The sequence below is a fragment of the Halobacteriovorax sp. RT-2-4 genome (genome assembly GCF_047085445.1).
In the GTDB taxonomy this organism is placed as follows: domain Bacteria; phylum Bdellovibrionota; class Bacteriovoracia; order Bacteriovoracales; family Bacteriovoracaceae; genus Halobacteriovorax_A.
In genome coordinates, this window is the sequence record NZ_JBKIXY010000002.1 from 452,215 (window position 1) to 475,216 (window position 23,002).

The window sequence follows — 23,002 nt, forward strand, 5'->3', positions numbered from 1 at the left end:
AACGTTATGGGTAACTACCCTATCTAAACATATTTTGTCAATTTAATAAAAGCCTACTTACTTTATAAACCCATCTCGTGATAGGCATTTAGAAGGTTTATACGATCCCTCAAAGGTGACTTACATGATTTACGACACTCTTTGAGAATCGACTTCAATAAATCTCCTCTAATATTTGAACTGCTCGTGATATTCTTACGAACATCATAAACAAGACCATGACTTGATTCTTTATCAAGTTCGCGTACTTGCCATAATACGCCCAAGACAAAATCAATATTGGCGTAAGCATTTGTTTCAAATCCTGCATTATAAACTTCATCGCGAAAGGCATCTTTTTCACGGACTCTTTTCGCATAATCTTTCACATTATCAGCAATCGTTGCGCTATCAGCGATTGATGCCGCAAAGAAGTCTGCCATACCTTCATTAACAGGAGAAGAATGACTAAGGCCAAGATGATCACTCAAAGCAACATGAGCAAACTCATGATAAACAACTTCTGGGATAAAGCTTGTATCTAAAAAGAACTTCTTTCCTTGAAGAAGTCCGTAAAGCTTTTTCATTGCATAAAAAGAAGCTTCAATAATTGCAGTCGATCCAAGAATATTTAAACCACTCTGCGCAAGAGCATCCCCAGAAAGTAAAAATAAGTCACTTATAAATTTTTGAAAACTTGCTAATCTTGATTGATTCCTAAACTCACTAAAGATAGCAGCAGTTTGTTCAAAGTCATTCTTTAACCCTTCCTGTGGAAGGTTGATTTCTTTTGCCGGACGAAACCAAATTTCATAATTCCAAGGCTTAATCCCAAACCTTTCTCTACCCTCTCCAGGTGGAATTGAAAGAGCATTATTATATTCAGGTGATAAATTATCGTGAGCGAAGTGACCAATTGAATTAAATTGATTTGTTATATTTAAGCGAACGATAAGTTGAGGTAACTCTTTTACGTAATCAGACTTAACGACATTAAGAAAATAACGTTTTGCCTTTGTTAAGTGATAAAAGACACTTGCGGCCCTTAGCTTTTCAACTTCGTCCGTTAAACTCTCAAGATTGATTGCTTCATTTGATTTCCCATAAACAATTTTAAAACTTTTGTTTTCTAGGATTGGAGCATTAACTAGATCAAGCTCAACTTCTTTCTTAATCAGATCCATGTCATTATCTCGCGTAATAACCTGGGCCTTGTGACTTGCAAAAGTAGTTACTGTAAGAAATGAAACAAGAAGCAACTTAGAAAATTGAGTGATCACGTGCTGGCTCCTGTTTTGTCTCTGTTAACATCTCAATTCCCACTAAAGATAAAACCTTCACAAAGTAGAAAGTAGTAGGAATTGCTGCAACAAAAATTGTTCCATATCTTCTAATAAATCTTTTTCTCTTTTCTGCTTTGGTTAGCTCTGGATTCCAAACATCATCGACAAGTGCAAGAGTAGTTAAATCATCTCCTGACACAAGTCCTGTTTCATAAGAAGCAGAGAGAATATCCTCAAAGGAAACATTAACACCTTCAAATAAATTCATCATTTGAAGATCTCCAAGTTCTTTTCTAACCATCTTTGCAGCAAATCTATACTGCTCCATTGGATCAAGAATAATCTCTTCAACACTTTCATCATCAATCATCACATTGATAATAACTTCATCTGCATTAAGTCGATTTAACAATCTTTGAGTCATTCCTCGAAGATAGATAATTTGAAATTGATTGTACTTTGCAAGTAATGCCTCTCTTCGAGAAACCTTACTCTTATCACGTCGACTTGAAATAAAGTTTGTACCTTTTATATCTAGTCGTTCGGGAAATTGTTTTGTTAAAAATGCCTGTTCTTTCAAATACTCGGCCAACGTCTGTGGCTCAAGATGATAGTCTTCTTGAGCTAGTCTTTTTAGCATCCAATATGTACGCTTACTTATAAGCTCCTCATGATATGCCTTCTTTAAAAATTTGATTGGCTTCTTTTGTGCAAGTTCTTTAAAAAGACTCATCGCTGCTAGATTAAAGCACAGTCCTCTCTCTTGTGCCCTTTGGAAGTTATCAAAAGGTTGTGATCTAAAATCTTTAACAATAGGATTAAGAGGTGCTAGAAATTTTTCTTTCTTCGACTTCTCAAATGACTTCATCGTTCTTAGCAATAGACGGTATTGTGTATCATCCATTTTCGAAGACGAGCGCAAGTATATTAACGCCTCATAAAGTTTATGATTCGCTACTTGATTAATCTCTTCTAGCACATCGTACTCGCAACTCTGCTTAGAAAGATCAACTTCTCCTAACAGAGACATTTCCTGAGAACTCAGACCTGCTTGGGCCTTTGCTATATCTTCCTTATCAAAGTACGCACTTTGCCCTGCGAGATTTAACCCACATGCTTGAAAGCTCATATTCAAAGACAGAATAAGGATAAGTAGACGATTTTGCATATGCCTATCTACCCTGAACACTCAACAAAGAAAATAAGTGGTGAAATTTATACACTAATTATTTAGTTGTAAATTTAATCCAACTAGTTAAGATAACTCCGTTAAGAAATCAATAATTTCAACAATTTATGACATAGATCATGTTTTGTTTAGTTTTTGTATTCTAAACAGAAAATATTCATCATTTTTTCAGAAAAGGGAGGACGCATGTCGAAGGAGAGAGAGAGTAACTTCGATTTTGATGAACTATTCTTTTCCAGGACCGATAAGCGAGGAGTTATCGCGTCTGGAAATTCAGTATTTCAACGAGTCAGTCAGTACGAGTGGGAGGAAATGCTTGGCAAGCCCCACAAGGTTGTAAGACATCCAGAGATGCCCCGAGGGGTTTTCTCACTTCTTTGGGACACTATTGCCAAAGATAAGATGATCGGCGCCTACGTAAACAATCAGGCCAAGGATGGAAGTAATTATTGGGTCTATGCCCTCGTCTCACCTATTGACGATGGCTATCTATCAGTAAGACTAAAGCCTAGTAGTCATTTCTTTGAGATCGTAAAAGAGAAGTACATTGAGCTAACTCTACTAGAGAAGCGCAAGAAGCTTACACCAGCACAATCTCAGGAGAAGCTTCTTGAAATGATTGGCGAATTAGGGTTTGAGTCTTACGAAAACTTTATGATTGAGGCGCTTATGCAAGAGCTTGAATCGAGACAGAAAGCACTTGGAGAAGAACCAATTGAGGAACTGAATCTTTTACGCAAGGCCTTAAAGTCAGGATCGTTTTTACAAGAGCAGTCAGAAGGTATTTTTGAGGAGTATCAAAAGACTTCGCTTGTCCCTATGAACTTAGAACTTCAGGCGGCAAAGATTGGAGAAGATGCAGCTTCGATCGCAACTATCTCAACACAATACGATAATCTTGCAAAAGAGATTCAAGAGGAAATTAATAAGTTTATGGTTTCGGGAAAGCTCGTTCAAGACAAAGTTAAAGACTGCCAGTTCTTCGTTTGTAACTCAATTTTGCAAAGAGAAATTTACAGCTTCTTTGAAAAGGAGACTAAACCCTCGCCTATTCAAAAAGAAAACGAAATGAGAATCTTAGCACACTTACAAAATCAACAGAATATGAACGCTAAATCGAGCCTAATTGATATTCAAAAAGAATTTAGTGAATTCAAAAGAGTCTGTAATGATGTGAAGAAGCTATCAATTGGATTAGAGATGGTAAGCATAAGTGGTAAGATTGAAGCGGCAAAGTTAAACCGAAATTCAGGAGAACTTTCAAGTCTACTCGATCAACTAACAAATTTTAAAGACTCACTCAAGCAATCACTAAAAGAGATAAACGATATCGGAAGCGATCTAGTTCATCAGGTGTCTCGCATGAATGAGTCCTTAGCTAGTCAAAATAATTAAGACTGATAACTTTCTTTAAAATCTCTAATTGATTTTGAGATTGTTGTCGTTGGGCGTCCAATGAGCTTTGATAATTGTCTTTGATTATCAAATAAGCCTCCATTGGATGCACCTTTTTCAGAGTCGGCCAAGAGCTGTGCAAAACCTTCAGGTAGTCCGGCCTGCATTAGAGCGGACTTAAACTCTACTTCACTTAAATTTTGATATTTAATCTCACGCTCAAATTCTTTTCCTACGACCTCTGCAAATTCAGAAAGTGTAAAGGCCTCATCTCCTGCTAGCTCATAAACCTTTCCAGTATGTCCTTCACTCGTTAATACCTTTGCTGCCGCTAAAGCATAGTCCTCTCGTGCAGCAGTTGATAGTTTTCCATCTCCAGCACAACCGATTACAGTAGAGTGCTCAATGATATTAGGTAGGCCCATTGTATAGTTTTCAGAATACCAACCATTACGAAGAATAGTTGTTGCAATATTGAGCTCATTAATAAGTTGTTCAGTTTCAACATGCTCCTTTGCAAGTCCCAAAGGCGACTTATCAGCGTGGAGTATACTTGTATAAGTAAGATGCTTAACTGAAGATCTTTTAACTGCTTCAATTACATTCTTATGTTGAGGTAATCGCTTCCCTACTTCACTAGCTGATATTAATAGCAATTTATCAACTCCTGCGAGTGCCTTATCAAGAGTATCTGGTTTTTCATAATCCCCAAATCTTACTTGTACACCTTGTTTTTCATAATCACTTAACTTATCTGTCGATCTTGCAATTGCAACAATCTCATTGGCCTTAACACCTTCATCTAATAACGCCTTAATTACTAACTGGCCGAGTTGTCCAGATGCTCCTGTTAATGCAATCATATAATTCTCCTTTTTATCTATAGCTAAAGCTTCTCATCGAAATGGAAGCGTTTTGAATCCCTTCAAAATCAAATTTCAACTGATCATCATTACTTGATGCTCCGATGATATATAAGAGCGGTAAGTAGTGTTCAATCGAAGGTACACTCATTTTACCAATGTCTGTTTTTTGAAATTTGTTTATTAAATAATCAAAATCTTTTTCAATAATTTTTTCTTTAATAAGCTCATCATATTCTTTTGCCCAATTTGAAACTTGGGCGTCTTGACTCCAGCTTATTGCTCTTAAGTTATGAACAATATTTCCACTTCCTATGATCAGAACACCTTTTTCTCTTAAAACGCTAAGCTTCTTACCTAAATCAAAATGATACTGAGGTGGCTTTCTCATATCCAGACTCAACTGAACAACTGGAATATCCGCCTTAGGGTACATAAATTTCAATAATGACCATGTGCCATGATCAAGGCCCCAATTTTCATTATCAAGCTTGATGCTTTCACCAATAAGATCAACTATTTCTCTGGCAAGTTCTTGAGAGCCTGGTGCAGGATATTCGATCTCATATAATTCTTTTGGAAAACCGTAGAAATCATGAATTGTTTTTGGTTTATCCATCGCCGTGACCCAAGTACCTTGAGTTTCCCAATGCGCAGATATCATGAGTATTGCTCTTGGTTTCGGAAGTTCCTCTCCTATGCTTCTAAGCTGCTCAGTAAAGTCATTACTTGCAACAGCATTCATAGGAGAGCCATGTCCTAAAAATAGTGTTGGTATTCTCTTTTTAGTCATGACTATCCCCTCAATTACTTTGTTACGACTTTAAATGTGAGAGTTACTGTATCTGAAATTACCTTATCACCAAGGTTCTTAAAAAAACTTCCAGAACCATAGACCATATCAAACTCTGTACGATCAAAAGCTAATACACCAGAGTAAACCTTACCTTTTTTAGTTACAGGAACTGTAACGGCATTAGTCTTACCTTTTATTGTTAACTTCCCGTATAAATGGCCATTATCAATTTTATCAATCTTCAACTTTGCTGTTGGATACTTTTCAACATCAAAGAAATCGCTACTCTTAATATGCGATAAGAACTTAGACTTCCATTCCCCTTTAAGAGTTGTATCGTCAATTGAACTCATATCTGCGACAAAAGAACCTCTTCCATTATCTAAACTTGCACTTTTCATTTTAATTGGGCCAGAGTGAAAATCACCTGTGATCTTTGTTCCTTTCCACACAAAAGAGCTTCTAGCTAAGTCAATATTATCGGCCATTGCCGTAAAAGAAGTTAAAATTAGTCCTAGAATTATAAATTTAGCTTTCATTATTTTCTCCTGATTTGCTTTGTTATGTATTCTATTATGGGGAAAAAGGGAGTGTTGCAAAAGACCACAATATTGCAATATAATGTTCCATATAAGGAACACTCTATGGATCTAAATTTACTTAAGATATTTGAAAAAGTTGCAGAAGTTGGAAGTTTAACAAAGGCGTCAACAGTACTAGGACACCCCAAGTCTAAAATAAGTCGTGATCTCGTTAAGTTAGAGGATGAACTTGAACAGACTTTATTAATTCGCGGGCCAAGAGGAATTGTGCTTACAGAAAAAGGCTTAAGTCTTTTACAATTAATAAGAACACCACTTGAGTCATTAGATGCTTCCGTTTTAAAAATTAAAAATCAAACTAATGAAATGAAAGGACTCATAAAAATCACAGCGCCAGAAGACCTTTCCCAACTCATACTTACAGATATCGTCTGCGAATTTATGGATAAGTATCCAGGAATAAGAATTGAGTTGTACTCCACTAATATACTCATGGATTTCAAAGAACATAAACTTGATATGGCCCTTCGAATTGGAAAACTGAAGGATTCATCGTTAATACAAAAGAAAGTATGTGATATTGAAGTCGGACTCGTTGCCTCAGCACAATATTTAAAAACTTCGACAAAGGTTAATGAAGTAAATGATCTTCAAAAACATCCTGTAGCAATTTTAACTGATCTTTATGGTAATCCTTTAAATAAGTCATGTTTTAAAGAGGTTGTTCCACAATTTGCTAGTAACTCATTCCCCATATTAAAAGATTACGTTGCAAAGAATAAAGGCCCAGCGATGATTCCTAGCTTCTATTGTAAGAGGGAGCTTGTGGAAAATAGCTTCATCAAAGTTTTACCAGATTTAAAGTACCTTGCAAGAACTCTATTTCTACTATCTAAGCCTTCAAAGCATACGCCAAAGCATGTAAGAATATTTAAAGACTATCTTTATGAGAATCTAAAGCGTAGCTTAGAGAGCTAATCTTTAGATCGAAAGGAAGAAGGAATAATATCAACCCCTAGCCTTTGTCCAAGTTTTACAACAAAGGGAATAGTTAACGGAGCAAAAGGAAGAACAAGCAATGCACCGACTCCTAAGCCTTTGATAATTTCGAGAAATTGCTTATTTGCTTCTTTCATTTCTTCATTAGAAGCCCGCCCCTGAGTATATCGTCCATATATGACAAACATTTCTCTTGTTTCAGCACCTTCCTTTTCTAGGCCATCACGTAGAACGATCAAAGACTTCCTGATCTTTAAGAGCATCCCTTTCTTCTTTGAAGCAAAGTATACAAGAGAATCAAGATATAAATCTTCTAGTTTCCTTAGTAGACTCATGGAGCAATATGTCCTTCTTTAAGATGATGAAAATTCATTAACTTATCTTTTAGACGCTGAGAATAAGTTAAAAGATGCATAATTGCGCCAGCATCATTACGTTCCGGTTTGGCCATTAAAATAAAAACCTTCTTTCCAAAACCCTCAAGATCTCTTTGAAACTCTTGTGAGATCTTCTTTAAATCTTTATCCTTTTGGTCTTCACTAGTGATATTCTCAAAAACAGAAAGTGTCGTACTTGCTATTTCTCGGACAATCATAAGCACATCACTTTTAAGCTCAATATAATTATTGTCCATAGACTCTTTTACACCTGCAATATCTTTAACTGAGTCATGCATTTGGAAGATATACTCATACATTGCCATTACATTCACAATACGATCAATCTCGTCTTCATTGTTACATTTTGAAATAAACTTAGAAAAGAATCCTAAAAGTTCTGCTTTAAGAAAGTCCATATACTCGATACGCTTCTTTGCGGCTTCATAGATTCCTCGATAATTTGTTTCGATACTCAATGTTACTAAATTGTAATTTTCTTGAACAAATCGAAAAGTTTTTTCAAGATCCACCATCAGATTTTTTTCAATTTCATCAAATTGTGTTTCTTCTTTTAATCCCAGCTCAATACGTTCAAAGTCCATTTGCCCTTCTCCTAACATACGATCAATAAGACTCGAAAAAGGATTTAAGAAGACAATAAAGATTAAGCTCGTCGTCACATTGAAAATTAAATGAAAATTTGCAAGAGCAATAGCTGGTATATTTGACATTAATGGCAATCGATCTCCCCAAAAGATAATAATCGGAAGAAAGATTAAGACGCCCCCTAAATTGAAAAGGAAGTGCGCCAGGGCCGTCTTCTTTGCAGAAATATCCATATTGATAATTGAAATAAGCGCAGTAACAGTTGTTCCTAGATTTGAACCCATTAAAATGGGAATCGCATTATCGAGACTCATCAAACCTTGCTGAGTGAAAATGATTGCCAAACCAGTTGTCACCGAACTAGATTGAACAATTGCCGTAATAACGGCCCCTACCAATACTCCAAGTAAAGGATTATGGGCCTGTGTTAAAAACTCGATTAATCGAGAATCTGATTGAAGTGGAGCAAGTGCAGAAGAAATCAAATTTAAACTAAAGAAAACAAAACCAAAGTAAAAGAATGTTTTACCAAAAATAGCGTAACGTGATCTCGTAAATGAAAGTAGAAATCCCAAAATAATGAAGATCGGTGCAAAGGCAGTCAATTTAAACGCTACAAGCTGTGCCGTTACCGTCGTTCCGACATTAGCTCCAAAAATAATTCCAACACTATTTTTAAAAGACATGACCCCAGCGTTTACAAGACTGATTGCAATGACAGAGGTTGCAGAACTCGATTGAATTAAGGCAGTAATAATAGCACCAATTAATACCCCAACAACAGGATACATTGTTGCACTACCTAGAAATTTTCTAAATTTCTCTCCAGTAATATTTTGAACTTCTTTGGAAAAGTTCTCAAGGCCAAAGACAAAGAGTATTACACTCGATGTCGCGGCCAAGATAATTTGAAAATCCTTCATTAACTAACTCTCTACTAAGTATTATTTACGCTAACGTAAAGTGATATCTTTAAATGATAACAGTAAACAAGTTACCTAGCCCATCAAATTACTTATTAAGTTTGATGATTTTTGTTGCCGTACTTGCTGGCATTCTATTTTTCTTAGGATACTTAAGCGATTTAAAGACAGTCTTCATAGGTCTGGCCTTTAAAATTGTTGCTTTAAATTGCATTTCATCAGCTTCAATATCATTTTGAATATCGAATCTAACTTTCTTAGCATTCTCTTTTGCCTCATCTGCTATAATCGCCCCAGCAAATAGTCCACCAACAACATATTTGGCCGGATTACTATATTCTTCAGCAGAGGAAAAGAAAGTTGAGATATTTCCAACATAAGTTTTCTTTCCATTTCCAACATTTGAAAACTTCACTGTATTACTCTCTTCAAACATATAAATCTTTGTCGTCATTCCCGAAGTACAACCAATCTGACTTAGATAAGTATCTCCTTTTTGAAATTTACCGACAAAGAATCCAGACTCATCAGTTGTTAAGACAGTATCCTCATTCTTCGCCTTATCTGTAAAAATCAAGTTACAAGTGTTTGCAAACTTCGCACCATCAAAGTACAGGGAGAATTTTCCGAAAAATACTCCTTCATTATCTCCTAGTGCATCGGCCTTAAAGTCTTTTGGTGAGTTTGCACAACCAATAAATAGTGCAAAAAGGGCAAGTACTGAAATCTTTCTCATTTGATATTCCTCCATCTTGAATAAGTTCATTGAAGATTTATCGACTAATTCTCTTTAGAACATTAAGGAATTTCAACCACTTAGAGTCACTACAGATACCTCTTCTATATATCTAGAATTACTATGAATAAATGAATGAACATTGTACGGCCGCTTAATTTCTCGACATCGAAATTAGGCCAACTAAATGAATATACGAGAAAAATAATGGCACCCTCCTTGCAGATTATACATTTGAACTAAACTATGGAGTTGTTTGTAATGAAGAAATTCTTTTTTCTAGGCTTACTATTATCTTTTAATACTCAAGCAGATTTTAGCATTGGCTATCAAGGCTCGGGTGTTGAAGTAAATAAACGAAAGTATGAGACGAGACCGCTCATTCAAACAGACGAGTTCAATACCAAATCGTACTGGACCGATACCGTGCGAAGAACAGCTGTTGTAAAATCCATCGTAGGCTGCCTTAGAGAAAACTGTGCCTATTTTAATGAAATGGACATGTCAGATATCTTTAAAGAGTCTGTGGCACAATTTGGTAAAGAAGAAGGTGAAATGTACTTTACCAATGTAGTTGCCGGATTAATTATTGGCTCTCCTGAGGTAAGAAGGGATAATATCTATTCTTCAGCAAAGCTACTTTTAAGCTTCAACCAAAAGATCTACCTCGCCCATATCCTTGGTACCATTATGAACAATCACTACGATTTTCAACGTGATAAGGAAGGTGTTGTAACCACTGAAGATCTTTTCCAAGCAATTAGAGAAGGAAGCAAAGCGGGAGTTTGTCGTGACATTGCGGTAGCTCAAGCAAATGTTCTTAAAAAGCTTAATATAGATGACGTCTATGTTGTTGCATATAATACAAGAGATGTTGGTCACGCTACTGTTGTCGTACAAGACCCTGGTAATAAAGATCGTATTATCAATTTTAATTACGGTGAAACAAGAATCAACGAAAGCCAAAGTGCTCAGGGGTTAGCACAAGATACAACCCTAGCAGATTTTGGAATAAATTATAGAATCTTTAACGCTGATGGTGAGCCTGTTGATCGTGTACCAAGTGAAGTTGGTTACCTATTAAATCAAGCAGTAGGTCTGGACGTTGAGATGATTGCCCCAGGTGTAGAGTTTGATAATATCGATGTTATCTCAATGAATTATGAAAATGGCGCAATTCATGCAAAAAGCTACTACGCTGAATCATCAAGCGGCTTAACAGCATCTGGTGTTGCTGCAACTTTAAAAAACCAAGGTAATCGAATTAAGTTTGATGCGGGAATTGCTATTCAAAGAGAACAGAAGAAACTTGAACACAGAGATTTTATAAAGGATAGTACGAGTATTTATTTTGGAATGGATGCTCGCCTTAAGTCAGGAAAAGTAGACTTAGGAATTCTTCGAAATGTTTATGCTGACGTAAAATCCCACGTTAGTATCACTGTGGGGAATGGAAAGATAAAAGCAGATAATTTCCAAACAGAAGGTGATTTTAGTGACAGTCAAAATATGTTCTCATCTTCACTTTATGCTGATTCAGACTATCTGGGATTTGATTGGAAAGGAATTGTTACGGCCCATGCTTCAATTATGAAAGCAGACGTTAGAGAAGAAGGTAAATACACGATGGCCGTAATTGGTGGAACAATTAAAAACGAAATCAAAAAACAAATTATGAAAGAGTATGGAGTTGGAATTCAAAATATTATCTATATTCGACAAGAAGGTGCAACTGCAGACTATAGTATTACACTATACTCAGAGGATGGACGCCACTCTTTTGAAATAGGAATGAAAGCTCCTCTATATGGTCGAACAGGATTTTGGGTAAAAGGAAATCAAAAATCGACATACATTTCTGCTCAAACAAAAGTTTTAAAAGATAGTTTAAGTTTAGGTATTAAATATATAAAAAAGGATAATCAAGAAGCGACTTACAAATTTGAAGGTGAATACATTTTTTAATAAATATAATAGTCACCTCTTAGAGGTGACTATTACTATCTATATAATCAATAATCTCATCTAAATGAATATAAATATTACGCTTAGCCTTGTTTAAATTACCTTCTTTAAAATGAAAACCAGCAAGTCCAAGTTGTCTTGCCGCATCCACCTCTTTTAAAGACTCCGATATATAAAGACTTGGGTAGCGGCCAGTCTCATCGAGGGCCTTATTAAAAATATAAGGCGCAGGCTTTAATTCTTCATTACTCATAGGAATATAGATTTTTTCAAACACACTCCAATCAAACTCAACAGAATCATTCCAGTGTGCTCTTACATATTCCTTCAAAGTCGTAATTTTTTGTTCGTAAGTTTCACCAAACGACTCTGGAATATTTGAGATAATGGCAACATGAATCCCCATATCCTTTAGTGATTTAATATACTCAAGAGAGCCTTCGTAATAGTGATAATTACCACTTTTTTTAGTATTGATGATGGTATCTCCCAAATCAAAGAACACCCACCTTTCAACTTGTGTATCTTCATTTAGGTTATTTGCGTAATACGCAACACCTGCAAATGAAATTAAAGTGATAAGAACTAGAAGTACGATATTTTCTTTTTTCATACTTTATTTTAGCAAACAATTTTATTAGTTTAACCTGATTAAAATCAGTATTTTCAGTTATATTTTTCCACATCCATTGGAACTTCCATAACAAGAAATTCTGAGTCATTAAATGACCTTATCCCAATATTATTACCTGGATCGATACCAAGTCCATCTCGAGCAGAAAGAGTTAGATCATTTACTCTAACTTCACCACTAATCACAAAGATATAAACACCATTTGATTCCATAAACTTTTTATAGGTTAAGTTTTGACCTTCCTCTAAACTAGCTAATGAGAAAAAAGCATTTTGATTAATACTAACTGAATTACTTCGGCCATCAGGAGAGACAATTAATTGAAACTCTCCTCTACGATCTGATTCTTTGAAGTACTTTTGAGAATAAGTGGGTGTTATATTATGCTCTTTAGGCAATACCCAAATTTGTAGGAAGTGTACTTCTTCCCTGTCAGAGTTATTATACTCGCTATGAGAAATTCCTGAACCGGCCGACATAACCTGTATCTCACCTTTCTTAATGATAAAGTCATTTCCAATAGTATCTTTATGATGAAGGGAGCCTTTTAAAGGCACTGAGATAATTTCCATATTACGGTGAGGATGAGTTCCAAAGCCTTTTCCAGGTGCAACAACATCATCATTAATAACCCTTAGCGCTCCAAAATGGATTCTTTCAGGATCATAGTAATCGGCAAAACTAAAAGTATGATTGCTTTTCAGCCAACCGTGTTCTGCATGACCACGTGAATCAGCACGATGAAGTACGTTTGTCATCTTTCCTCCTACATTTTGGTTATTATAGCGATCTTCAATACTTCAATGTAGGTAAATTAAATTAAAATTTTAGTTGGGGGATCAAGTAAGAACTCTAAAAGTAATTCGATTTCTTTTACTAAATCAGGTTCTATATTAGTCCAATTTTTTTGACTAACCTGAATTCGATCATAAAGCTCATTTGCTTTCTTTTTAATTTTGAAGGTTGAGCCCTCTGAAATCGACTCAACCATTCTCCATTTTAATTCATCAAAAATATAGTAGTAAGTTTGTGGGCCATCATCTCTCCCCAGTTCTTGGTCAATGACGGCCACCAGATCCCACCAATCGTTTTTTCGGTATCTTCTTGAGCTAGAGTACATCTTAGCGAAGCTCTCGGCGAAGAACTTTCCCAACATTATTCTTCGGTAAATCGTCCACAAAAGCAATTTGCTTTGGAACTTTATAGCCAGCAAGATTTTTCTTCGCATAAGCCTTAATATCTTCTTCTGTTAAATTTGCTTTTGATTTAACAATAAAGACTTTTACAACTTGTCCTGACTTTTCACTTTCAATTCCAATAGCAGCAACATCCTGTACACCATCTAGCTCTAATAGAACTCCTTCAACTTCATTTGGATAAACATTAAATCCAGAAACAACAATCATGTCTTTCTTACGATCTAAAATTCTTAGGAAACCTTTTTCATCAACCGTGGCATAGTCTCCTGTTTTAAGCCAACCATCTTTAGTAAAGGTCTTACTTGTTTCCTCTGGTTGATTCCAATACCCTTTCATAACCTGAGGCCCTTTTACACAAAGCTCTCCTTCTTCATTAAAACCTAACTCATTCTCATCAGCATCAATGATTTTAATATCAGTTGAAGGAAGAGGAAGCCCAATAGAACCTATTTCATCCGTCCCATCTGTTGGATTACAACTGACAACAGGAGATGCTTCAGTAAGGCCATATCCTTCAATAACTCTTGTCTTTGTAATTTTCTCCCAGTCTTGCTTAACAGCTGGCTTAAGGGCCATTCCACCTGCAACACTAAACTCAATAAAGCTCAAATTCTGTTTTCTGAAATTTTCATTTGCAAGTAGCGCTTGCAGTAGAGTGTTGACAACAATTAGAACTTTCGGCTTGTGTGTATACACATCTTTGATAAGTGAATTTAAATCACGAGGATTTGTTACAAGAACGTTAGTCATCCCCATCTTAAAGAAACCAAAGATATTAACTGATAAAGTAAAGACATGATAGATAGGTAGTGGAGCGAGGATATTTGCAGGCTCTGTTCCAAGTCCTGCCTTAATCCAAACATCCATTTGTAGCATATTCGCGATAATATTTCGGTGAGTTAGGATGGCCGCTTTTGTTTTCCCCGTTGTTCCACCAGTATATTGAAAGAGCGCAGTATCCTCTCTTTCCACTTTTGGATAAGTTACACTCAGTCCTTGTCCTTTTTCGATTGCTTCATTAAGAGTTAAGTAACTACCTTTATAAGTAGGAATCATTTTCTTTACATGCTTAATAACAAAATTTGTTAGCTTCCTTTTTACTAATGGAAAAAAATCACCAATTTCTGTCGTAATAATATGCTCGATCTGACTTCCTTCAATGGCCTCTTCAAGATTAGCAACAAAGTTTGTACAGATAACAATTGCTTTTGCCCCACTATCTTCAAGTACCTTTTTTACTTCTCTCGTAGTGTAGAGAGGGTTTGTATTAACAACAATTAGCCCTGCTTTGAAAGCACCAAAAAGAGCAACCGGGTATTGCAGAAGGTTTGGCATCTGAATCATGATGACATCACCTTTTTTAAGTTTCAAATCATTGATAAGGTAATTAGCAAAGGCTTCTGACTTCTCTTTGACTTCACTATAAGTCATGCTTGCATTCATATTGATAAAAGCTTTTCTCGTCGAAAACTTTCCACAAGTTTCATCAATCATTTCAACAATATTATTATATTGATCAGGGTTAATTTCTGTGGCGGCGTTCTTTGGATAACTATCCAACCATACTCTATTCATTTATATATCCTTTTTTCTTATAGCTTTAATCTAATATTCACAATTCCCATTGTTTCAGTTTCAACGACAACGTCACCGCGACTCTTTAGCAGTCCAAGCACAGCATGATTTCCAGTGCTAGCAGTTCCATATATTTCTTTTATATCACGCTCTTTAGCTGCCTTGATTAAATGATCTATCAAGATCCCACCAAAGCCTTTTCGGTGATACTTATCTATTACTGTTACGGCAAACTCGGCCGTCGGAGAATTATCCGAGTCACGATAAAATCTTGTAGAACCTACAGGCTTTTCGCCGTCCTCACTTTCCTGCATTACAGTCAAGGCAACGTGATTAATATAATCAGGGCAAGTAAATAGCTCTAAGTCCTTCTTAGATAAGCTTTTCTTGGCCGCAAGAAAACGACTATTAAGTGTTCGGTGAGAGGCCATTTTAAATGCTTCAATCAACTTCTCTTGATCATTTTCACTGACACTTCTAATGACGTACTTTTCACCAAGATGCTCAAATTTTTCAAAGAACTTTTCGTTATACTTCACAGTTTCGCTCACAGTCTTTTTCAAGATCTTTCAATGACACATGCTCTATACAGCGTCTTTATAAATTGTTCTTTAATGACTTCAAATTCTTTCTTATCTCTACCTCGTCTTATCCAAGAATAAACAAGCTCTCTAGCAGCGCCAAATAACATGGCATCTAGTATTCGACGATCAACAATTCTAATATTTTCGACTTCAGCTTGCGTGGTAAGAACGTCATAAATTTTTGTCGATAAAATCTCATACTCACTAATTAGAAGTTCTCTAATTTCTTGATAGCCAGACATTGAAGCCTTCCAAAAAAAGTCGCTTTCTTTCACTTTCGACTCATGCCAGTCAAAATAAACACTAACTAAATCAATTAGAGTTTCTTCTACTGTCTTGGCCGCACTGGCCGCAATAAAAGCTTTATTTCTAATCTTAGTAGATAGTTTAATGAATAAGGATTTATAGATATCTTCTATTCCATTTGGAAAATGATAATAGAAAGTTCCAGTTGAAAGGCCGGTCTGTTTTTTAAGTTTTGATACGGAAATATCTAAGATGGCCTCTTCTTTCAGAAGCTCTAACACACCTTCAAAAATGGCCTCTTTTGAGTCCTGTTTCACCGCCACTCCATTTATAGACAACTTGTCTAGACGTAGACTCTAAAATATGCCACAAGACACGAGTAGACTCAAGTTAAATGATATAACTTATTGAAATTACATTTTAGTTTTTTGATTTTATAGACTTATTTTAGCAGTTGGCACTTTACAGCAAACTTAATTTTATCAAAACCTTCAGCACCAAACCACTCAACATATTGGCAATAGATTGATCTGTAGAGTTCCGTATCTTGATATTCTAGATACAGTTCTTCTCCAACTGGTGTGGAGAAGAACGGAACGAGAAAAATAAATGTTAGAATAACTGTAATTAGAATTCGAAACATCTATTGAACTTCCCAAATAGCCATTGCCCACTCAGGGTGATCAATGAAAGGATTACGATTCTTTTGATATTCGCATGCGATATCATTTCTTCTTCTTTCGTGCTCACTTACAGGATCTTGCTTGTGCCACTTCAAAAGAAGCTTAATAAACCAAGAGCTATAAGTTTGTTCACGAGAGCCATTTGTCATTGGATTATCTTTAAACCTAGGAATCTCAGCTTCATAACGAACAGCAAAGTAAAGCATTGCTCTAGCGATATCACCTTTAAATTCATCAATAGGTTCGAAAACTCTTCCACGATATCCACTTGTCGAGCTTGTACCAATCTTAGAACCATTTTTAGAAACCCATGAAGCTTTTCCAACTTCTCCAAATGGGTAAGAACCACGGTGGCCATTTACCTTTCCATCTGTTGGATAAACATGAAAGATATCTGTCTTCATTGGGCGTCTCTTGTTAAAAAGCCCTTGTGGAAATAGGTGTTCACGATTGTAGCAATCCCCTTCACCTTTATACTGGCCACAAGTACGACGGCCAGGTTGGTAGCGATATGGATCTTTTCCGTTTGGGTTCTCAGAATACATATCCATTATCGTGCGATCACCATCGTAAGTAGTATCGAGATCAGTGCTACGATACGCCTTAAGAAGGTCATCATACGAGATACCACGATGAGTTCTTCTTAAAAGAGAAGAAAGCTGTGACTTAAATACATATCCAGATGAAGCAGTTGAAAGTCCTGAGTAAAAAAATTCTTGATCACAAGATGAGCCTAAGGCCGCGCTTGAGATTAAAATAAGTAGTGTTGCGATGTGTGTGATTTTCATGCCAAGAGAGTATCTACTAAAATACATGAACACAATGAAAAATTTACTAAATCTTATAGGAGGTATTAGGGTTTCTTATAAACAAATGGACTTTATAAGAAGGTGTACCTTCTAAGAAGCTGAAATTCTTCGCTTTCTTAAAAGGTACGACGAGTCATTCTTAAGATTAAGAAAGAACGCTTACTGAAACAGCACAAGGACCTTTTTGTCCTTCACCTACTTCAAATTCAACAGCGTCATTTTCACTTAGAGTGTTACCGTTTACTGCTGAAATGTGTACGAAAAGATCTTTGCTTCCATCGTCTGGAACGATAAATCCAAAACCTTTCTCATCATTAAAAAACTTAACTTTACCTGTTTTCATACTTACTCCTTATGTTTAAGCTTCTTTAGGTCTACGTTAGAACTATATATTTTTAATTCGCCAGAGCTTAAGCGCCCATTGGCATTCCATAATTTTTTATATTTTCTCTCTAGTAAGAAATCGATTCGATCGCCTCTCGTTACCAGAAAAAAGCTGTAATCATCAACACGGGCCACAAGCTCGTCTAAAATCTTAGAAATATCCTCAATTTCACTAAAGTCATAGATAAAATAGATCTGTGCCTTTGGCAAAATAAAGTCATCTTCTAAAACATCTTCTAAGAGAATCTCACAATTGAGCAATTCTAATCTCTCAAAGAGGCGATTTCCCTCACTCTCTCTTTGTTTAAGAATCTCATATCCAATGAAGCGGGCCTCAGGAAAGACAGAGTTCATCACAATACCTACGCGTCCATAACCTGCACCAATATCCACCACTTTATTTACTTCAAAGTCTTTTAAAAGATAAAGGGCCTCAAAGATATCATTATACGGTGTTTGTAGAACTTGTGGATGCAGTCCAATCCAAGTCTGTGTCCCCTGAAAGTGCTGCTTTCCCTTTGTTCCATCATTTTGCTTATAATAAGCTTTGTATTTTTGTAGAAGTTTCCCCTCTATTCTTGGAATACGAAAACCAAGTGTTCGGTCTAAATCCTTTGCATGCTCCAGAGGATGATTATTGCTTCTCATAAATGTACGCGGATTTTTAATAAGATCTTTCAATGGTACTGAGTCTGCATTAAGCACTTCGTTCACTAAGGTATTCCCTGCAATTCTGTCGTTTCTAAATAATAAAAGATTAAAAATAGACAGAACCGAAATAAGGAAGTGAACTATAGGAAACCTAATTTGACACAAGATACTATGTCCAAAGCTCTAATACAAGCGAGATTCTTCTTACTGTATTTTATTCGCATGTTTTTTTAATTGTTTCGATCAAGCCAGGGTAATACTTTTTGATATTAGGGTTGAGAAATAGGTACTTCTTCACCCCTTCTGTTCTTTGGCAAATGATATGGGCCTCAATAAGAATCTTAATATGATGAGAAAAAGTGGCCTTATTTACGCAATAATCGAAGCCTCCACAAGTAATCTCCTTGTGACCATGCTCTTCTTCATATGCAATTAACTGCTTTATCACACTCATGCGAATGGGATCGCCTAGTGATTTAAAGATCTTATCTAATGGTATTTGTGTGCAATCATTCATAGTTAGATAAAATTCTAACAAAGGACTTGATTTTTATCAAGGGCAAGCCTATTGTTTGATAAACATCAAACTAAAGGAGTCTCAATTGAGTACGAATTTATTTACACCGATAAAGCTTGGAAGTGTTGAGCTAAAAAATAGAATTATTATGGCCCCTCTAACTCGTGCCAGAGCAGGAGCTGAACGAATTCCTAATGACCTCATGGTGAAATACTATGAACAACGAGCTGATGCAGGAATGATCCTTACAGAAGCAACGGCAATTACACCCTCTGCCGTTGGTTACGCAAATACACCAGGAATTTGGTCGAAGGATCAAATCGATGGCTGGCGTAAAGTAACAGATGCAGTTCACGCAAAAGGTTCAAAAATTTATATGCAACTTTGGCATGTGGGAAGGATCTCTCACTCAAGTTTTTTAAATGAGCAAAAGCCTGTTGCACCAAGTGCTATCCAGCCTGCGGGACATGTATCACTAGTACGACCAATTACTAACTACGAAGTACCTCGTGCACTTGAAACTGAAGAAGTGAAAGCAATTGTAAAAGACTATCGTCAAGCGGCCATCAATGCGATGGAAGCTGGCTTTGACGGAGTTGAAGTACACGCTGCCAATGGCTACCTAATTGACCAATTCTTACAAGACTCAACTAATAAGAGAGACGATATCTACGGAGGGACGATTGAAAACCGTACAAGATTCTTGCTTGAAATTACAGACCAACTCATTGAAGTATGGGGCGCTGATCGCGTCGGCGTTCATCTTGCTCCTCGCTGCGATAGCCACGACATGGGTGACTCTAATCCCCTGGAACTTTTTGGCCATGTGGTAGAAGAATTAAATAAGAGAAAGATTGCTTTCATATTTACTCGCGACCCACTAGATGAGCAAAGTCTCTTCCCAAAGTTAAAAGAAAAATTTGATGGTGTTCTAATTGCCAATCAAAAATTTACAAAGATAACAGCTGAAAAAGCATTGGAAGATAAAATTGCTGATGCCATCTCTTTTGGTGTTCCATTTATTGCAAACCCAGACTTAGTTGAAAGACTAAGAATTGATGCACCATTAAATGAGCCAATCTTTGATACATTCTATGGACCTGATCATGTTGGTTATACAGATTACCCGACATTGAAGGAGCTGTGATGACACCAAAACTATCGATACTAGACTTGGTCTTCGTTAATGAAGGCCAGGAAGTAAAAGATGCTTTTGATAATTCAGTTCGTAGCGCGCAAGCAGCAGAAGAATATGGCTACAATCGTATTTGGGTGGCCGAGCACCACAATATGCCTGCCATCGCAAGTGCAGCAACTTCAGTAGTTATTGGATTACTAGCAAGTCAAACAAAAACAATTCGTATTGGAGCTGGTGGAATAATGCTTCCAAATCACTCTCCTCTTGTTATTGCTGAGCAGTTTGGAACACTAGAAGCACTTTATCCTGGACGTATTGATTTAGGTCTTGGCCGCGCTCCAGGAACTGATCAAATGACCGTGCAGGCTTTAAGAACAACAGCTCAAAGTTCAAATAATTTCCCACAAGATATTGTTGAGCTTCAGCGTCTACTCTCAATGGAAAGTGCAAACGATCCAATAGTCGCCACTCCTGGGCTAGGATCACAAGTTCCCTTATGGATTCTAGGATCAAGTACTTTTGGAGCACAGCTTGCTGCACACCTTGGATTACCATATGCCTTTGCTTCGCACTTTGCCCCTGATGCAATTCAAGAAGCACTATCTCTTTATCATGCGGGCTTTGAACCATCGGCTCAACAAGACAAACCCTATGTTATGTTGGGTGTGAATATCATCATTGCAGATACTGATGAGGAAGCACAATTTCTCTCAACAAGCCAGAAACAATCATTTGCCAATCTTCGTCGTGGATTAAAGAAGAAATTCCAAGCTCCTATTGAAGATATGGATACCTATTGGGATATGCACGAGAAGATGATGGCCCAACATATGCTTCACTTCTCTTTTGTTGGTTCCAAAGAAACTGTTAAAAGAGGCCTTGATCAGTTTATCGAACGTTACCGTCCAGATGAGTTAATGGTTGTGACCTCAATTTTCGATAATGAGAAAAAGATAAAATCTCTAAAGCTTCTGTCTGAAATTTTTAAGCAGTAAGTTTTAGACCAATAATTGAAATAAGCAGTAGCGCTAGAAAAGCTGTACGTGCAAGAGTAATTGGCTCATTGAAGAGAACTATTCCTAAGATTGCAGCACCTAGCGCTCCTATTCCAACCCATACACCGTAGGCCGTTCCAATAGGAAGAGTTTGACTGGCCTTAGCAAGTAAGAACATGCTTGCAGCTAGAGTTACAAGAGTGAATATACTTGGAATCAGTTTCGTAAAGCCTTCAGTATATTTAAGTCCAATTGCCCAACATACTTCAAGAAGACCTGCAATAACAAGAATAACCCATGCAGTAGTTGTCGAGGCCATAAGAACTCCTATGAGAGTAGTTGAATAAACTCTGTTACAGATTCACTTCCAAGCTTATGAGCAAGATAGCCCAGTACAATAGCGGTAGCAAGTGACGAGATTCTTAAGTTCTTCTCTTTAGTTAAAATATGAGAGAACTTAGAAGAAAAAGTCACTAGAAAGTAAAACCATATAATTGAAAAAACACCGGCACCAAGTCCAAAAAGAAAACGATCTTGAACTAAATTAAAGCGTGTTGAGTATCCACCAATTAAGAAAAAGGCATCAATATAGACGTGAGGATTAAGCAGGGTAAAACTAAGCGTCGTTAAAATCACAAGACGACGCGAAAGCGCAAATTTCTTACTCTCTTCAACTTCCTTAACACCCTTCACAGAGTCAATAAATTTCATTACCGCATAGTAAAGCAGAAAAGAAGCTCCAAGAAGTCCGATACCGACTTTAAACTCAACAGTTTTTACAAGAACACCAGAAACACCGAGAACGGCCAATAGAATTAGCGCCATATCACACACTGAACAAATAGCTGCTGCTAGGTAGTGATTCTTTTTCTTAGTGCCAATATCAATAAGAAAAAGGTTCTGTGCACCCAGTGCTAGAATAAGACTTGCCTGCAATAAAAAACCTTGAGTAAAAAATTCCATAATACCTGCTCCTGAGGCGTAATTTAATGCAAATCATGATATAAGTTAAATTAATCTTTTTAATTATTAATTAGTAAAACTTATGAGAGTAAATAATGATTGATTACCATGCACTCAGGGCCTTACAGGCCGTCATCGAATATCAAAGTTTTGAACTTGCTTCTAAGGCCATAGGTATTTCCCAGTCTGCAGTAACTCAAAGAATACAAAACTTTGAGTCCTTTCTTGGGACAAAGTTATTAATTAGAAAGACACCCTACCGTGCAACTGAAAAAGGAAAGTCGTACCTAAATCTTTTGCGAAAAGTAACAAGCCTAGAAAATGAAATTCTAGAAGATGATGATATCAAAAAAGCAAAGCCTACTTTAAAGATTGCCATGAACCGAGATAGCCTCGACTTGTTTTTTCTCGATGTCCTTACTGATACAAAAGTATCTCAAGTTTTGACATTACAAATTATAGCTGACGACCAAGACAATACTTTAAAATATTTAAAAAGCGGTCAAGTTGATATGTGTATAAGTTCTGAGAAGAAGCCTCTTCCTAACCACACCTCGACTCATCTAGGAGATATGGTCTACTCACTAGTTTGTTCTAAGAAGTTTTATAAGGAATATTTCAATGAAGGTGTGAATAAAAAAACTCTCTCAGAGGCTCCTCTTGTCGTCTTTGATAAATATGACAAGGCCCAACACACTTATTTGAAAGAAAATTTTAAAGTCGATAAGCTTACTAAAATCAATCTTATGCCATCAGTCCAAAGTTTTAAAAAAGCAATCCTAGGAGGATACGGCTATGGACTCCTTCCCTTCATTGATATGGAAAAAGAGATGAAGAAGAGAAAATTCGTTCAATTAAATCCATCTAAGAATTTTAGTGTTTCACTCTTTCTGCACCAATGGGAATATCAAAGAGAACACATTAAGCTCTTTAATGAGAAACTAATCAAGGCCGCACAAAAATTATAG

At 36.4% G+C, this 23,002-nt stretch carries 27 protein-coding genes; 6 read left to right on the plus strand and 21 right to left on the minus strand.

Features of this window, described 5'->3' with window-relative positions:
• Positions 1–62: 62 nt before the first annotated feature.
• Both ACMAYL_RS12560 and ACMAYL_RS12565 read right to left on the minus strand, forming a co-directional pair.
• The gene (locus tag ACMAYL_RS12560; protein ID WP_412471169.1) at positions 63–1,259 is read right to left on the minus strand and encodes a hypothetical protein; all 1,197 of its coding nucleotides are present in this window, start codon (positions 1,257–1,259) and stop codon (positions 63–65) included.
• Positions 1,240–2,430, minus strand: a complete 1,191-nt coding sequence (locus tag ACMAYL_RS12565; protein WP_412471170.1) for a hypothetical protein — start codon at positions 2,428–2,430, stop codon at positions 1,240–1,242. The genes ACMAYL_RS12560 and ACMAYL_RS12565 overlap by 20 nt, the downstream gene beginning before the upstream one ends.
• Before the next feature lie 207 nt (positions 2,431–2,637).
• Between ACMAYL_RS12565 and ACMAYL_RS12570 the strand changes: the two genes are divergently transcribed.
• A complete protein-coding gene (locus ACMAYL_RS12570; protein WP_412471171.1) occupies positions 2,638–3,846 on the plus strand; it encodes a PAS domain-containing protein in 1,209 nt (402 codons plus the stop codon).
• On the opposite strand, the gene ACMAYL_RS12575 is transcribed toward ACMAYL_RS12570, so the two are convergent.
• From ACMAYL_RS12575 to ACMAYL_RS12585, 3 genes are read right to left on the minus strand one after another with little or no spacing between them, the layout of a single operon-like run.
• Complete coding sequence (locus ACMAYL_RS12575) at positions 3,843–4,709, minus strand: SDR family oxidoreductase (protein WP_412471172.1); 867 nt, start codon at positions 4,707–4,709, stop codon at positions 3,843–3,845. The genes ACMAYL_RS12570 and ACMAYL_RS12575 overlap by 4 nt on opposite strands.
• A 13-nt stretch (positions 4,710–4,722) precedes the next feature.
• Positions 4,723–5,502, minus strand: coding sequence for a 4,5-DOPA dioxygenase extradiol (gene ygiD / locus ACMAYL_RS12580; protein WP_103218243.1), 780 nt, complete (start codon positions 5,500–5,502; stop codon positions 4,723–4,725).
• 14 nt (positions 5,503–5,516) lie between these two features.
• Positions 5,517–6,044 (minus strand): YceI family protein, encoded by a 528-nt coding sequence (locus ACMAYL_RS12585; RefSeq protein ID WP_103218244.1) that lies wholly within the window; start codon positions 6,042–6,044, stop codon positions 5,517–5,519.
• Between the two features lie 105 nt (positions 6,045–6,149).
• On the opposite strand from ACMAYL_RS12585, the gene ACMAYL_RS12590 reads away from it, so the two are divergent.
• Entirely contained in the window at positions 6,150–7,025 is an 876-nt protein-coding gene (locus ACMAYL_RS12590) for a LysR family transcriptional regulator (protein WP_158246886.1), read from the plus strand.
• Here ACMAYL_RS12590 and ACMAYL_RS12595 read toward each other — a convergent pair.
• The 3 genes from ACMAYL_RS12595 to ACMAYL_RS12605 form a co-directional block, all read right to left on the minus strand.
• On the minus strand, positions 7,022–7,381 hold the full coding sequence (locus ACMAYL_RS12595) for a hypothetical protein (RefSeq protein ID WP_103218246.1): 360 nt from the start codon (positions 7,379–7,381) through the stop codon (positions 7,022–7,024). The genes ACMAYL_RS12590 and ACMAYL_RS12595 overlap by 4 nt on opposite strands.
• Entirely contained in the window at positions 7,378–8,955 is a 1,578-nt protein-coding gene (locus ACMAYL_RS12600; RefSeq protein WP_412463263.1) for a Na/Pi cotransporter family protein, read from the minus strand. Before ACMAYL_RS12600 ends, ACMAYL_RS12595 begins: the two co-directional genes overlap by 4 nt.
• A gap of 88 nt (positions 8,956–9,043) precedes the next feature.
• Complete coding sequence (locus ACMAYL_RS12605; RefSeq protein WP_103218248.1) at positions 9,044–9,691, minus strand: hypothetical protein; 648 nt, start codon at positions 9,689–9,691, stop codon at positions 9,044–9,046.
• 261 nt (positions 9,692–9,952) lie between these two features.
• On the opposite strand from ACMAYL_RS12605, the gene ACMAYL_RS12610 reads away from it, so the two are divergent.
• Positions 9,953–11,656 (plus strand): transglutaminase-like domain-containing protein, encoded by a 1,704-nt coding sequence (locus ACMAYL_RS12610; RefSeq protein WP_158246887.1) that lies wholly within the window; start codon positions 9,953–9,955, stop codon positions 11,654–11,656.
• 19 nt (positions 11,657–11,675) lie between these two features.
• On the opposite strand, the gene ACMAYL_RS12615 is transcribed toward ACMAYL_RS12610, so the two are convergent.
• The 11 genes from ACMAYL_RS12615 to ACMAYL_RS12665 form a co-directional block, all read right to left on the minus strand.
• Positions 11,676–12,269 (minus strand): hypothetical protein, encoded by a 594-nt coding sequence (locus ACMAYL_RS12615; RefSeq protein ID WP_103218250.1) that lies wholly within the window; start codon positions 12,267–12,269, stop codon positions 11,676–11,678.
• A gap of 53 nt (positions 12,270–12,322) precedes the next feature.
• The gene (locus ACMAYL_RS12620) at positions 12,323–13,048 is read right to left on the minus strand and encodes a pirin family protein (RefSeq protein WP_103218251.1); all 726 of its coding nucleotides are present in this window, start codon (positions 13,046–13,048) and stop codon (positions 12,323–12,325) included.
• A 56-nt stretch (positions 13,049–13,104) separates the two neighbouring features.
• Positions 13,105–13,443, minus strand: coding sequence for a hypothetical protein (locus ACMAYL_RS12625; RefSeq protein WP_412470207.1), 339 nt, complete (start codon positions 13,441–13,443; stop codon positions 13,105–13,107).
• A complete protein-coding gene (locus tag ACMAYL_RS12630) occupies positions 13,412–15,064 on the minus strand; it encodes an AMP-binding protein (RefSeq protein ID WP_412471173.1) in 1,653 nt (550 codons plus the stop codon). The genes ACMAYL_RS12625 and ACMAYL_RS12630 overlap by 32 nt, the downstream gene beginning before the upstream one ends.
• A gap of 17 nt (positions 15,065–15,081) precedes the next feature.
• Positions 15,082–15,603, minus strand: coding sequence for a GNAT family N-acetyltransferase (locus tag ACMAYL_RS12635; protein ID WP_146037862.1), 522 nt, complete (start codon positions 15,601–15,603; stop codon positions 15,082–15,084).
• A gap of 20 nt (positions 15,604–15,623) precedes the next feature.
• A complete protein-coding gene (locus ACMAYL_RS12640; protein WP_103218255.1) occupies positions 15,624–16,211 on the minus strand; it encodes a TetR/AcrR family transcriptional regulator in 588 nt (195 codons plus the stop codon).
• 125 nt (positions 16,212–16,336) lie between these two features.
• Positions 16,337–16,537, minus strand: coding sequence for a hypothetical protein (locus ACMAYL_RS12645; RefSeq protein ID WP_103218256.1), 201 nt, complete (start codon positions 16,535–16,537; stop codon positions 16,337–16,339).
• Positions 16,538–17,365 (minus strand): endonuclease, encoded by an 828-nt coding sequence (locus ACMAYL_RS12650; RefSeq protein WP_412470209.1) that lies wholly within the window; start codon positions 17,363–17,365, stop codon positions 16,538–16,540.
• 166 nt (positions 17,366–17,531) lie between these two features.
• A complete protein-coding gene (locus tag ACMAYL_RS12655; protein ID WP_103218258.1) occupies positions 17,532–17,729 on the minus strand; it encodes a cold-shock protein in 198 nt (65 codons plus the stop codon).
• A gap of 2 nt (positions 17,730–17,731) precedes the next feature.
• A complete protein-coding gene (locus ACMAYL_RS12660) occupies positions 17,732–18,484 on the minus strand; it encodes a class I SAM-dependent methyltransferase (RefSeq protein WP_103218259.1) in 753 nt (250 codons plus the stop codon).
• 151 nt (positions 18,485–18,635) lie between these two features.
• Positions 18,636–18,938 (minus strand): ArsR/SmtB family transcription factor, encoded by a 303-nt coding sequence (locus ACMAYL_RS12665; protein WP_103218260.1) that lies wholly within the window; start codon positions 18,936–18,938, stop codon positions 18,636–18,638.
• Between the two features lie 85 nt (positions 18,939–19,023).
• Here ACMAYL_RS12665 and ACMAYL_RS12670 point away from each other — a divergent pair, with 85 nt between their 5' ends.
• Both ACMAYL_RS12670 and ACMAYL_RS12675 read left to right on the plus strand, forming a co-directional pair.
• Positions 19,024–20,085: an alkene reductase gene (locus ACMAYL_RS12670; RefSeq protein ID WP_412463265.1), complete on the plus strand. Its 1,062-nt coding sequence runs from the start codon at positions 19,024–19,026 to the stop codon at positions 20,083–20,085.
• Positions 20,085–21,071: an LLM class flavin-dependent oxidoreductase gene (locus ACMAYL_RS12675; RefSeq protein WP_392992802.1), complete on the plus strand. Its 987-nt coding sequence runs from the start codon at positions 20,085–20,087 to the stop codon at positions 21,069–21,071. The genes ACMAYL_RS12670 and ACMAYL_RS12675 overlap by 1 nt, the downstream gene beginning before the upstream one ends.
• Here ACMAYL_RS12675 and sugE read toward each other — a convergent pair.
• The gene (sugE, locus tag ACMAYL_RS12680) at positions 21,061–21,390 is read right to left on the minus strand and encodes a quaternary ammonium compound efflux SMR transporter SugE (RefSeq protein ID WP_103218263.1); all 330 of its coding nucleotides are present in this window, start codon (positions 21,388–21,390) and stop codon (positions 21,061–21,063) included. The genes ACMAYL_RS12675 and sugE overlap by 11 nt on opposite strands.
• 8 nt (positions 21,391–21,398) lie before the next feature.
• Positions 21,399–22,034 (minus strand): LysE/ArgO family amino acid transporter, encoded by a 636-nt coding sequence (locus ACMAYL_RS12685; RefSeq protein WP_103218264.1) that lies wholly within the window; start codon positions 22,032–22,034, stop codon positions 21,399–21,401.
• A gap of 95 nt (positions 22,035–22,129) precedes the next feature.
• Here ACMAYL_RS12685 and ACMAYL_RS12690 point away from each other — a divergent pair, with 95 nt between their 5' ends.
• On the plus strand, positions 22,130–23,002 hold the full coding sequence (locus ACMAYL_RS12690; protein ID WP_103218265.1) for an ArgP/LysG family DNA-binding transcriptional regulator: 873 nt from the start codon (positions 22,130–22,132) through the stop codon (positions 23,000–23,002).